Consider the following 11,864-nt stretch of genomic DNA (forward strand, 5'->3'; position numbering starts at 1 on the left):
TCGAATAGTTGCCCTTGATCGCGAACAATTTCTCGGCGTCCCCGCCCCGCGCACCCGGCCGGTGCTGCTCCACTACGGTTGCTCCATGAGCCAGAGCAACGGGCGGGAGGCCGGTCGCGGTCCGGGCCAGGAGCGGCATCGCGGTGCGGTCACCCTGCGCAGGGGGGCGATCCCGAGCAGCACCGCCGACCAGCGTCTGCTGGATTCGCGGGGGCGCGGCGACTGGAAGACCAAGGACGCCTGGCGCGCGCTGCGCATCCTCGCCGAGTTCGTCGAGGGCTTCGACACCCTCGCCGACGTGCCGTCGGCGGTCAGCGTCTTCGGCTCCGCGCGCAGCGCGCCGGACAGCGCCGAGTGCCAGTTGGCCGAGGAGTTGGGTGGCGCGCTGGCCCGAGCCGGCTACGCGGTGATCACCGGAGGTGGGCCCGGAGTGATGGAGGCCGCCAACCGCGGCGCCAGCGAGGCCGGCGGGCTCTCCGTGGGCCTCGGCATCGAGCTTCCGTTCGAGCAGGGCATCAACGAGTGGGTCGACCTGGCCATCGACTTCCGCTACTTCTTCGCCCGCAAGACGATGTTCGTCAAGTACGCCCAGGCGTTCGTCGTGCTGCCCGGCGGGTTCGGCACCATGGACGAGCTGTTCGAGGCGCTCACCCTGGTGCAGACCGGCAAGGTCACCCGGTTCCCGGTGGTGCTGATGGGCGTCGCCTACTGGCAGGGCCTGCTGGACTGGCTGCGCGACACGATGGCCGCCACCGGCAAGATCGGGCCGGTCGACCTGGACCTGATCTGTCTCACCGACGAGGTCAACGAGGCGGTCCGGTACATCGTCGAGGCGGAGGCCGTGCTCTCCGCCGAGCAGGAGGCGGTCCGCGAGGAGGCCGTCGCCCGGACCGGGGCGGACCAGCAGGCCGCCGCCGTCCAGGCCACCGAGCAGCCCCGGGATCACGACTGATGGCGGCGATCTGCGTCTTCTGCGCCTCCTCTCGTACCCTCGACCAGCGCTGGTTGGACCTGGCCGCCGAGACCGGTGCGGAGCTGGCCCAGCGCGGGCACACGCTGGTCAGCGGCGGTGGCTGCGTCGGCATGATGGGCGCGTTGGCCGACGGCGCCCGCTCCGCCGGTGGGCGCACCCTCGGCGTGATCCCGCAGTCGCTGGTCGACCTGGAGGTCGCCGACCTGGCCTCGGACGAGCTGCTGGTGACCGACTCGATGGCCACCCGCAAGACCGTGATGATCGACAAGTCGGACGCCTTCCTCACCGTGCCCGGCGGCCTGGGCACCCTGGACGAGTTGTTCGAGGTCTGGACGACCGCCACCCTCGCCCTGCACGCGAAGCCGATGGTGCTGATCGACACCGACGGGTTCTACCGCCCCCTGTTGGACTGGCTCGACGCGCTGGCCGATCAGACCTTCCTGAAGCCCGCCGGCCGCGACCTGCTGACCGTGACCACCACCGTTACCGAGGCCCTGGACATCCTCGAATCCCACCTGACCTGACCCGCACCCCTCCGCCCCTGCGGTGATCATGAAGTTGTCGACGTCGCTGTCGGCGTGTCGCGCCGCTAACTTCATGATCGACGAGGTGGGTTGGGGTGTGGGTGGGTTGGTGTCGGATGGGTCTGATGGGATGAGCTGATGCAGGCGTACCGGTTGGTGCGGCGGCCCGGTGGGCCGGCGCGGGGGGACGGGGCGACGCCTGACGGCGCTTCCGTGCCTGCCAGCGACGGCACGTCCGGCGGCGGTGTCGGGGCGGCGGGTGGGTCCGCGCGCCCGGGTGGGTCCACCGGCGTCGGTGGGGCCGAGCGTGTGGTCGGGCCTGAGGTGGCGGTCGGCGGCGGCTGGCGGGCCGATCCGGTGCAGGCCGAGGTGGTCGGGCACACCGACGGGCCGATGCTCGTGCTCGGTGGTCCGGGCACCGGCAAGACCAGCACGCTGGTCGAGGCGGTCGCCGCCCGGGTGGCCGAGGGGGTCGACCCCGAACGGATCCTCGTGCTGACCTTCGGCCGCCGAGGCGCCACCGCACTGCGGCAGCGCATCGAGGCCCGCATCGCGCAGGACGGCCACCGGGTGCTGCGGGAGCCGCTGGTGCGCACCTTCCCGGCGTACGCCTTCGGGTTGCTCCGCCGCGCCGCCGCCGAGCGGGGGGAACCGTCGCCCCGGCTGCTCACCGGCCCCGAGCAGGATCTGATCATCCGTGAGCTGCTGGACGTGGTGGGCGAGGAGCCCGAGGACGACCCGGTCGGCTGGCCGACCGACCTGCGCCCAGCCCTGCGGACCAGGGCGTTCGCCGGCCAGCTGCGTGACCTGCTGATGCGCGCCGCCGAACGCGGGGTGGGCTCGGCCGACCTGGCCCGGCTGGGTGAGAAGCTCGGCCGCGCCGACTGGCCCGCTGCCGCCCGCTTCCTGCGGGAGTACGTGGCAGTGCTCGCCCTGCGCGACGTCAGCAACCGCGGCTCCATCGCGTACGACCCGGCGGAGCTGGTCCGGGCGGCCACCGGGCTGCTGCGCGACGACGAGGAGTTGCTGGCCGCCGAGCGCCGCCGGCTCGCCCACGTCTACCTCGACGAGTTGGCCGACACCGACCCTGCCCAACTGGAGCTGCTCTCGGTCATCGCGGGCGGCGGCAAGTCGCTTGTCGCGTTCGCCGACCCCGACTCGTCCACGTACGCCTTCCGGGGCGCCGACCCGGCCGGGGTGACGCCGTTCACGCACCGGTTCCGGACGGCCTCCGGTGCGCCCGCCGCACAGGTGCTGCTGTCCACGTCGTACCGGGCCGGGCCGGGTCTGCTCGCGGCGATCGCCCGGCTGGGTCGCCGGTTGCGGGGTCCGGCCGCGCACCGCCGGCTGCACCCGCTGCCGGACGCGCCGCCTGGTGTGGTCGAGGTGCACACGTTCCGCTCGGCGACCAGCGAGGCCGCCTGGTTGGCCCACGCGCTGCGCTCGGCGCACCTGCTCGACGGCGTGCCCTGGTCCCGGATGGCGGTGCTGGTGCGGTCCACCGCGTTGCAGCTGCCCACCCTGCGACGGGCGTTGCACGCGGCCGGGGTGCCCACAGTGGTGCACGGTGAGGATCTGCCCCTGCACCTGCAACCGGCGGTCGCGCCGCTGCTGCTCCTGCTGCGGTGCGCACTGGAGCCGGAACGCCTCGACGAGGAGTCGGCTGTCGCACTGCTGCACTCGCCGCTGGGTGGGGCAGACCCGCTGGCCGAGCGGCGACTGCGGCAGGGCCTGCGGGCGCTCGCGCTGGCTGCCGGTGACCGACGTCCCTCCGGTGAGCTGATCGTCGAGGCGTTGCGCGATCCGGAGGAGTTGGCCGGCATCGACCGTCGCTGGGCGGAACCGGCGCAGGCGGTGGCCGGGCTGCTGGCCATCGCACGCGAGGCCGCCGATCGGCCGGGTTCGACAGCCGAGGACGTGCTCTGGGCCGTCTGGCAGGCCAGTGGTCTCGCCGAACGCTGGGCCGGCGCGATCAACCAGGGCCGCCCGGAGGCCGGCGAGGGTGACCTGGCCCGGCGACGGCGGGCCGAGGCGGCCGACCGTGACCTGGACGCCGTGCTGGTCCTCTTCGACGCGGCGGCCCGGTTCACCGACCGGCTGCCCGGTGCCCGTACCGAGGTGTTCCTCGATCACGTGCTCGCCCAGGATCTGCCGGCCGACACCATCGCGCCGACCGCCGACCGGGGTGCGGCGGTACGCCTGCTCACCGCGCACGCGGCGAAGGGCCTGGAATGGGACCTGGTCGCGGTGGCCGGCGTGCAGGAGGGCATCTGGCCGGACCTGCGGCTGCGCGGCAGCCTGCTCGGCTCCGAGCGGCTGGTCGACGTGCTGGCCGGCCGGTCGGTCGACGGCGCGAGAGCGGCGAACGTGGTGGGTCAGACCTCGGCGTTGCTGGACGAGGAGCGTCGGCTCTTCCACGTCGCCGTCAGCCGGGCCCGGCACAGGTTGCTGGTCAGCGCGGTGGCGTCGGCCGCCGTCGGCGGTGACGATCACGAGGAGCAGCCGAGCCGGTTCCTGCACGAGCTGATCCCGAACACCCCGCCCGGCACGCCGCCGCCCGGCACCCCGCCGACAGCGCCGGGCCCGCCGCCCGGTCCCCGCACCGAGCCGTCCTCCGGTGGCACCACCGCGGGTGAGGCCGGCGACGAGGGGCCGGACCATCCGGGGGCGCTGCCGGTGACCCGTCCACCCCGGGCGCTCACCCTGCCGGCGTTGGTGGCGGAACTCCGTACCGCCATCACCGACCCGGCCGCCCCGGCGACCCGGCGGCGCGCCGCGGCGGCCGAACTGGCCCGGCTTGCCGCCGCCGGAGTGCCCGGCGCGCACCCCGACGACTGGTGGGGGTTGCGGGCGCTCTCCGACGACCGGCCGCTCGTCGACGACGGCGACCCGGTGCGGGTCACCCCGTCGGCCATGGAGAGCGCGCTGCGGTGCAGCCTGCGGTGGCTGTTGGAACGGCATGGCGGCAGCGGGCCGACCAGCACCGCGCAGGGGGTGGGCAACCTGGTGCACGCCGCCGCGATGCTCGCCGAGGACGCCAGTGCCGACCGGGGCGCGCTGCTCGACTACGTGGCCGCCCGGTTCGACGCGATCGAGCTGGCGGCCCGGTGGATGGCCGGGCCGGAGCGGGAGCGCGCCGAGGCGATGGTCGACAAGCTGCTGCGCTGGCTGGCCACCAACCCGCGTCGGTTGCTCGCCATCGAGCACGAGTTCGCCGTCCGCCTGGACGATCCCCACCGGCCCGTCGAGCTGACCGGTCGGGTCGACCGGCTGGAGGTCGACGAGGCCGGGCGGTTGGTGGTGATCGACCTGAAGACCGGCAAGTCCACCGCTGTCACCGGCGCCGACCTGGCGGAGCACCCGCAGCTTGGCGCCTACCAGGCGGCGGTGGAGGCGGGGGCGTTCGCCGAGTTCGGTGACGAGTCCGGGGGCGCCGCGCTGGTGCAGCTGGGGACCACCGCCAAGGACGCCAGGGAGCAGAACCAACCGGCGGCCAGCGAGGGGCCGGCGGCCGGTTGGGCGACCGCGCTGGTCCGGCGAACCGCCGATACGATGGCAGCCGCCACGTTCGCGGCGGTGGCCAACTCGAAGTGCCGGGTCTGCCCGGTGCGCACCAGCTGCCCGGTCTCCGGGCAGGGGCGCCAGGTCGTCGAGCCGCCCACCGTCCGGCGCACCAGTGAGGGCGAGGAGTGAGCCGGTGTTGCGAGCCCCGCAGTCACGAACCAAGACGGCACAGTGAGGGCGAGGAGTGAGCCGGTGTTGCAGCCTGTGACGACACCGTGAGTCAGCCCACCCTGTTCGGCGCGGGTCCCGCACCGACGCCCCGGCTCGCGGACTCCGGCCCCCGGTACACGCCGGTGGAGCTGGCCAAGCTGCTGCGGTTGCCGGCACCGACCCGGGAGCAGGCCGCGATCATCGCCGCTCCGGTGGAGCCGCTGCTGGTGGTCGCCGGTGCCGGGTCGGGCAAGACCGAGACGATGGCCGCGCGGGTGGTCTGGCTGGTGGCCAACTCGTACGTGCGGCCGGAGCAGATCCTCGGGTTGACCTTCACCCGCAAGGCGGCCGGCGAGTTGGCCCATCGGGTACGCACCCGGCTCGACCAGCTGATCCGCCGCGTCGGCCGGCAGGGGCGGGACCCGTTGGACGATCCGCTCGCCGGTGAGCCCACCGTCTCCACCTACCACTCGTACGCGGGGCGGATCGTCACCGAGCACGGGCTACGGGCTGGCTACGAGCCGTCCACCCGGCTGCTCACCGAAGCGTCCCGCTGGCAGTTGGTGGACCTGCTGGTGCGCAACTACGACGGCGACATGTCCGAGGTGGACCGGATGCCGAGCACCATCACCGACGCGGTGCTGGCGCTCGCCGGGGAGTTGGACGAGCACCTGGTCGCGCCGGACGAGTTGGCGGCCTGGACCGGTCGGTTCTTCGCCGAGGTGCAGTCCCGGCCGGGTCGGGTGTACGCCGACGTGCGCAAGGCGCTCACCCTGCAGCAGACCCGGTTGCGGCTGCTGCCGTTGGTGCGGGCGTACGCCCGGCGCAAGGTGGACTTCGAGGCGATGGACTTCGCCGACCAGCTCGCCCGGGCGGCGCGGGTGGCCCGGGACCATCCGGCGGTCGGCGCGATCGAGCGGGACCGGTTCCGGGTGGTGTTGCTCGACGAGTACCAGGACACCAGCCACGCCCAGGTGGTGTTGCTCAACGCGCTGTTCGGTGGGGGGCACCCGGTGACCGCGGTGGGCGACCCGTGCCAGTCGATCTACGGCTGGCGGGGGGCCAGCGCGGGCACCCTGGACCGGTTTCCCACCGAGTTCGCCCGCGCCGACGGTGAGCCGGCCCCGGCGCTGGGGCTCACCACGAGTTGGCGCAACCGTCCGGAGATCCTCCGGGTGGCGAACGCGCTCTCCACCCCGCTGCGGGCGGCGGGTGCCCGGGTGCCGGAGCTGCGCTCGGCGTTGACCGTCCGGGACCCGATCCCGCACCGCAGCCCGGCCGGTGCGGCCGGGGGCACCGTGCACTGCGCGATGCTGCCCACGTACGCCGACGAGGCCGACTGGATCGCCGACAGCGTGCTGGCCGCCTGGCGTGGGGCTGCCGGGATGCCGGGCGTGGCCCCGGAGCACATCCCGGTGGCGCGGCGCCCGACGACCGCCGTGCTGGTTCGGGTACGCAGCCAGATCCCGGCGATCGAGTCGGCGCTGCGCGAGCGTGGTCTGCCGGTCGAGGTGGTGGGGCTGGGCGGCCTGCTGGACACTCCCGAGGTGCGCGACGTGGTGTGCACGTTGCGGGTGCTGGCCGACCCGACCGACGGGGCCGCGCTGTTGCGGCTGCTCACCGGTGCCCGTTGGCGGATCGGGCCGCGTGACCTGGTGGCCCTGCACCGCCGGGCTCGGGCCATCGCTACAGCTCGACGGCAGGTGGCCGCCGACGACGACGCGGAGATCAGCCCCGACCTGTTGGACGAGGCGACTCTGGTGGAGGCGCTGGCCGACCTCGGGCCGGCGCAGGCGTACTCGGCGGAGGGGTTCGCGCGGCTGCGCGCGTACGGCCGGGAGTTGGCGCTGCTGCGCTACCGACTGGACCAGGCGCTGCCGGACCTGATCGCGGACATCGAGCGAACCATCGGCCTGGACGTGGAGGTCGCGGTGCGGGCCGGCCGCGACGGCGCCGGCGACGCGGGCCTGGCCCGGGGGCACCTGGACGCGCTCGGCGACGTGGCGGCCCGGTTCAGCGGGGAGACGCCCGGCGCCACCCTGTCCGGTTTCCTGTCCTATCTGGCCGCCGCCGAGGACGAGGAGCGTGGTCTGGCGCCGGGCGAGGTCGAGGTGGTGGAGGGCGCGGTGCAGGTGGTCACCGCACACGCCGCCAAGGGTCTGGAGTGGGACGTGGTGGCGGTGGCCGGGCTCAGTCGCGGGCTGTGGCCCGGGCCGGTCCGCAACTCCGACCACTGGTTGGGCGGGCTGGGCGTGCTGCCGTTCCCGCTGCGCGGTGACGCCGACGGGCTGCCCGAGTTGGCGCTCGACGAGGCGGGCGACCAGCGGGCCGTGGCGCGGGCGGTGACCGACTTCACCGACGCGTGGCGGGCCCACGACGAGCGGGAGGAACGCCGGCTGACGTACGTGGCGGTGACCCGGCCGCGCCGGCTGCTGCTCTGCTCCGGTTACTGGTGGGGGGAGGGCACGAAGCGACCGCGAGGTCCGTCGGTCTTCCTGCGTGAGGTGTACGACGCCTGCCTCGACGGTGGGCCGGGGCACCTGATCGACGTGTGGGCACCGGAGCCGACCCCGGACGCGACGAACCCCACGGCCGAGGTGGTGCTCCGCGCGGAGTGGCCGGCCGACCCGTTGGGTGGTCGCCGGCCGGCGCTGGCCGAGGCTGCCGGGCTGGTGCGTCGCCTGATGGCCGACGGTCCGGCGGCGGCGCTCCCGGGACCGGTCGGGCCGGTCCTCCCCGGGCCGGTCGGGTCGAGTGGCTCGGTGCCCGCCGGATCGGTGGCGGCGGCCGGCTCGGCGCCCGCCGGGTCGGTGATGCCGGGCGGGCCGACTGTCGAGGCGGCCGAGCCGGAGGTGGACCCGGAGGTGGCGCGCTGGCAGCGTGAGGCGGACCTGCTGCTGGCCGAGCGCGCCGAGCTGACCCGGCTCTCCGGTGCGGTCGAGGTGGCGCTGCCCGGGGCGCTGAGCGTCACCCAACTCGTCGCGTTGCGGCGCGATCCGGCGGCGCTGGCCCGTACGCTGCGCCGGCCGGTGCCGACCGAACCCAACCCGTACGCGCGTCGGGGCACCGCCTTCCACGCCTGGTTGGAGCAGCGCTTCGGCGCGGACCGCCTGTTGGACCTGGACGAACTGCCCGGCGCTGCCGATGCCGATGCCGCACCCGACGAGGCGCTTGTCGAGCTTCAGGAGCGGTTCCTGGCCAGCGAGTGGGCCGACCGGTCACCGGTGGAGGTGGAGGTGCCGTTCGCCACGGTGATCGCCGGGGTGGTGGTACGAGGCCGGATGGACGCGGTCTTCGCCCGGCCGGGTGGCCGGTTCGACGTGGTCGACTGGAAGACCGGCGCGCAGCCCACCGGGCCGGCGGCTGAGGTGGCCGCCGTGCAGCTGGCCGTGTACCGGCTGGCCTGGGCGGAGTTGGCCGGTGTGCCGGTCGAGCGGGTGGGCGCGGCGTTCCACTACGTCCGGCACGGGGTGACCGTACGGCCCGCCGACCTGCTGGATGTGGCGGGCCTCACGGCCATGATCGCCCAGTTGCCCGAGGATTCTGCCCAACATTGACCACTGCGGGGAAAACCGTGGTAGGTTGACCGGGTTGCAGTTTTGGTTACCAGAGACTCTGTGTGCGCCTGGCGGGATTGTGGCCCCAGGCGCTCTTTGTTGTGTCCGGAGTTCTCCGGGCGGGGCGACCAGAAGCGACAGGCGATTCGCGCATCCCCGCGCGGAGCGCTCCTCTTCGGGCGTGCAACAAGTGCGCGTCCGACGTTCCGTCAAGGAGACGAAACACATGGCTATTGGCACCGTGAAGTGGTTCAACGCTGACAAGGGCTTCGGCTTCATCACCCCGGACGGCGGCGGCGCTGACGTCTTCGCCCACTTCTCGGCGATCCAGTCCTCCGGCTACCGGAGCCTGGACGAGAACCAGCGGGTCGAGTTCGAGGTGACCCAGGGCCAGAAGGGCCCGCAGGCGGAGAACATCCGCCCGCTCTGATCTTCGGATCGGTCAGCATTACCTGTCGCGCCCTCCGGGTGTGACGGTGACGGGACCGGCCCGCCCCGCCGCCGCCTGCGTCCGCAGGCGGCGGCCCGGCGGCGGGCCGGCCTGTACTCCCTTCGGTTCGTGCTTGTGAGTCCTGGCGGTCTCTTTCCGCTGGTTGACAGCGCCGACTTCGGCGCCCTCCCTCGACACGTGCCGCGTCGAGGAAGGCTTCCGCATGACCACAGTTATTCCCTCTTTCGCCCATACCGGTCTGGCGCCGGCGCTGCTCACCGCGCTGACCGCGCAGGGCATCACCGAGCCGTTCCCGATCCAGTCGGCGACGCTGCCCGACTCGCTCGCCGGCCGGGACGTGCTGGGAAGAGGCCGTACCGGCTCCGGCAAGACCCTCGCCTTCGGGCTTCCCCTGCTGTCGCGCACCGCCGGCCGTAAGGCCCGGCCGGGTCGCCCGCTGGCCCTGGTGCTGGTGCCGACCCGCGAACTGGCCCAGCAGGTCACCACCGCCCTGGCCCCGTACGCCCGCGCCGTCGGGCTGCGCTGCGCCACCGTCGTCGGCGGGCTGTCGCTGCAACGGCAGGCGGACGCGCTGCGTGCCGGTGCCGAGGTGGTCGTCGCCACCCCCGGCCGGCTGCACGACCTGATCAACCGTGGCGACGCCCGGCTCGACCAGGTCGAGATCACCGTGCTCGACGAGGCCGACCAGATGGCCGACATGGGTTTCCTGCCGCAGGTCACCAAGCTGCTGGAGCAGGTCGCGCCGCAGGGGCAGCGGATGCTCTTCTCCGCGACCCTGGACGGCGGCGTGGACCGGCTGGTCCGCCGCTTCCTGAGCAACCCGGTCACCCACTCGGTCGACCCGGGCACCGCGACCGTCACCGCGATGACCCACCACGTGTTGCACGTCGACGCCGCCGACAAGCCCGACGCGTTGACCCGGATCGCCGCCCGTGAGGGCCGCACCATCCTGTTCATGGGCACCAAGCACCGCGCCGACCGGCTGGCCCGTCAGCTGCTCTCCAAGGGCGTACGCGCTGCCGCGCTGCACGGCGGCAAGTCCCAGCCGCAGCGCACCCGGATCCTGGAGCAGTTCCGCAACGGTCAGGTGACCGCCCTGGTCGCCACCGACGTGGCGGCCCGTGGCATCCACGTGGATGGCCTGGACATGGTGGTCAACGTGGACCCGCCGACCGAGGCGAAGGACTACCTGCACCGGGGCGGCCGTACCGCCCGGGCCGGCGAGTCCGGTTCCGTGGTCACCCTGGTCCTGCCGGAGCAGCGCCGGGACGTGTCCCGGCTGATGGCCACTGCCGGCATCCGACCCGAGTCGGTCCAGGTGCGCCCCGGTGACGCGGCGTTGGCCCGGGTGACCGGTGCCCGTGAGCCGTCCGGTGTGCCGGTGACCATCGTCGCGCCGCCGGTGCCCGCCTCTCGGACGCGTACCTCCGGTGGTTCGGCCTCCGACGGCGGCGCCCGGCCGGCGCACCGCGCGTCGGGACGCTCCCGGCGCCCGCGTCGCCCCCGTACCGTCTGATCTTCCGCTCGTCGACCGACCCGTCCCGCTTCGGCTGGGCGGGTCGGTGTCGTTCCCGCCCATCGCGTGCCCTCCGGGCCGCCTCGTGATGAGGGCTCGGTCACCCGTTCGGCTGAGTCGGTAATCAGCCTCCGCTGGGTCGGCTGGCCGACTGCGCCCCGGCCGGTGGTGGTCGAGGCTGACGGACGGGGGAAGTCGGGCGGGGGGCCCGACACGGGAGGGGTGACCATGGCGGGCGAAGCCGGCTCGGGCGCACTGCGTGAACTGATCCTGGTGGTCGCGGTCGCGCTCGCCGGGTTGTTGCTCGCCATGGTCGCGGCCTTCGCGCCCTGGCATGCCACCCCGGCGGGCAATGCTCCCGCCGGTCTGGTGGAGCTGCACAGTCCTGGCGGCCCGGGCTCCGGCCCGGCGGACGCACACGTGGGCTGAGCAGCGACCGGCCTACCGGTGCCGGCGGAGGGGCAGGCCCGGTCAGGATCGGTGCGAGGTGTGGTCGGGTCGGCGGGGCACCGGCCCGACCACATCACCGTCGCCGCAACCCACCGCAACCCACGCATGCGCCGATCTTGCGCTTTCGGTTGTCAATTCGGCAGGATGCGTCCCTTTTGCCGCGACAGAAAGTGCAAGATCGCGGGATACGGGGACACGGGGGCGCGGGGGCGCGGCGCGGGCGGGCTAGGGGGTTGTGGGGGTTTGGGTTTGGGTTTGGGTGAGCAGGTTGGCGAGGGTGGTGCTGTCGACGACGGTGGCGATCGCCCCGTGCACCGCCAGCCAGACGTCGGTGAGCCCCGCGGCCACTCCGTGATAGTCGGCCCGCTCGGCCGGCAGGCCGCGCACCGTGGTGAGCGAACCGCCGACCGCGCGCAGCACGTCCCCGACGGTGATTTCGTGGGGCGGGCGGGTCAGCGCGTACCCGCCGTCGGCACCGCGGTGGCTGTGCAGCAGACCGGCCCGGCGCAGGTCGAGCAGGATGCCCTGCAGGAAGCTGAGCGGGATGCCCTGCACCTCGGCCAGGCTGGCAGCCTTCACCAACTCGCCGGCCCTGTCGCCGTCGCCGTCGCCACCACCGGCGGCGGCGACGGCGAGCATCGCCCGGAGCGCGTAGTCGCTGCGCGCGGAGACGAACACG

Annotated in this window: 8 protein-coding genes; 7 read left to right on the forward strand and 1 reads right to left on the reverse strand. The window is 73.9% G+C overall.

Annotated features, from left to right (window positions below):
* Window positions 1-85: 85 nt before the first annotated feature.
* The 7 genes from ACX27O_RS17490 (at window position 86) to ACX27O_RS17520 (ending at window position 11,164) form a co-directional block, all read left to right on the forward strand.
* Entirely contained in the window at window positions 86-952 is an 867-nt protein-coding gene (locus ACX27O_RS17490; RefSeq protein ID WP_030337558.1) for an LOG family protein, read from the forward strand.
* Window positions 952-1,497: an LOG family protein gene (locus ACX27O_RS17495; protein WP_387222478.1), complete on the forward strand. Its 546-nt coding sequence runs from the start codon at window positions 952-954 to the stop codon at window positions 1,495-1,497. The genes ACX27O_RS17490 and ACX27O_RS17495 overlap by 1 nt, the downstream gene beginning before the upstream one ends.
* 138 nt (window positions 1,498-1,635) lie before the next feature.
* Window positions 1,636-5,190: an ATP-dependent helicase gene (locus ACX27O_RS17500; protein ID WP_458939736.1), complete on the forward strand. Its 3,555-nt coding sequence runs from the start codon at window positions 1,636-1,638 to the stop codon at window positions 5,188-5,190.
* An 86-nt stretch (window positions 5,191-5,276) separates the two neighbouring features.
* Window positions 5,277-8,768 (forward strand): ATP-dependent helicase, encoded by a 3,492-nt coding sequence (locus tag ACX27O_RS17505; RefSeq protein WP_458939737.1) that lies wholly within the window; start codon window positions 5,277-5,279, stop codon window positions 8,766-8,768.
* Between the two features lie 226 nt (window positions 8,769-8,994).
* Window positions 8,995-9,198 (forward strand): transcription antiterminator/RNA stability regulator CspE, encoded by a 204-nt coding sequence (gene cspE, locus ACX27O_RS17510; RefSeq protein WP_007464836.1) that lies wholly within the window; start codon window positions 8,995-8,997, stop codon window positions 9,196-9,198.
* Between the two features lie 223 nt (window positions 9,199-9,421).
* Window positions 9,422-10,735, forward strand: a complete 1,314-nt coding sequence (locus tag ACX27O_RS17515) for a DEAD/DEAH box helicase (RefSeq protein ID WP_030337563.1) — start codon at window positions 9,422-9,424, stop codon at window positions 10,733-10,735.
* A 228-nt stretch (window positions 10,736-10,963) separates the two neighbouring features.
* Window positions 10,964-11,164, forward strand: a complete 201-nt coding sequence (locus ACX27O_RS17520) for a hypothetical protein (protein ID WP_036412564.1) — start codon at window positions 10,964-10,966, stop codon at window positions 11,162-11,164.
* 246 nt (window positions 11,165-11,410) lie between these two features.
* Here ACX27O_RS17520 and ACX27O_RS17525 read toward each other — a convergent pair whose 3' ends face one another.
* Window positions 11,411-11,863: an RrF2 family transcriptional regulator gene (locus tag ACX27O_RS17525; RefSeq protein WP_458939739.1), complete on the reverse strand. Its 453-nt coding sequence runs from the start codon at window positions 11,861-11,863 to the stop codon at window positions 11,411-11,413.
* Between the last annotated feature and the right edge of the window lies 1 nt (window position 11,864).

The organism is Micromonospora sp. SD19 (assembly GCF_054462275.1).

What these genes read in the sequence shown, in the direction of transcription:
- ACX27O_RS17490 (WP_030337558.1), top strand. Translation starts at nt 86, where the DNA reads ATGAGCCAGAGCAACGGGCGGGAGGCCGGTCGCGGTCCGGGCCAGGAG.
- ACX27O_RS17495 (WP_387222478.1), top strand. Translation starts at nt 952, where the DNA reads ATGGCGGCGATCTGCGTCTTCTGCGCCTCCTCTCGTACCCTCGACCAG.
- ACX27O_RS17500 (WP_458939736.1), top strand. Translation starts at nt 1,636, where the DNA reads ATGCAGGCGTACCGGTTGGTGCGGCGGCCCGGTGGGCCGGCGCGGGGG.
- cspE (WP_007464836.1), top strand. Translation starts at nt 8,995, where the DNA reads ATGGCTATTGGCACCGTGAAGTGGTTCAACGCTGACAAGGGCTTCGGC.
- ACX27O_RS17515 (WP_030337563.1), top strand. Translation starts at nt 9,422, where the DNA reads ATGACCACAGTTATTCCCTCTTTCGCCCATACCGGTCTGGCGCCGGCG.
- ACX27O_RS17520 (WP_036412564.1), top strand. Translation starts at nt 10,964, where the DNA reads ATGGCGGGCGAAGCCGGCTCGGGCGCACTGCGTGAACTGATCCTGGTG.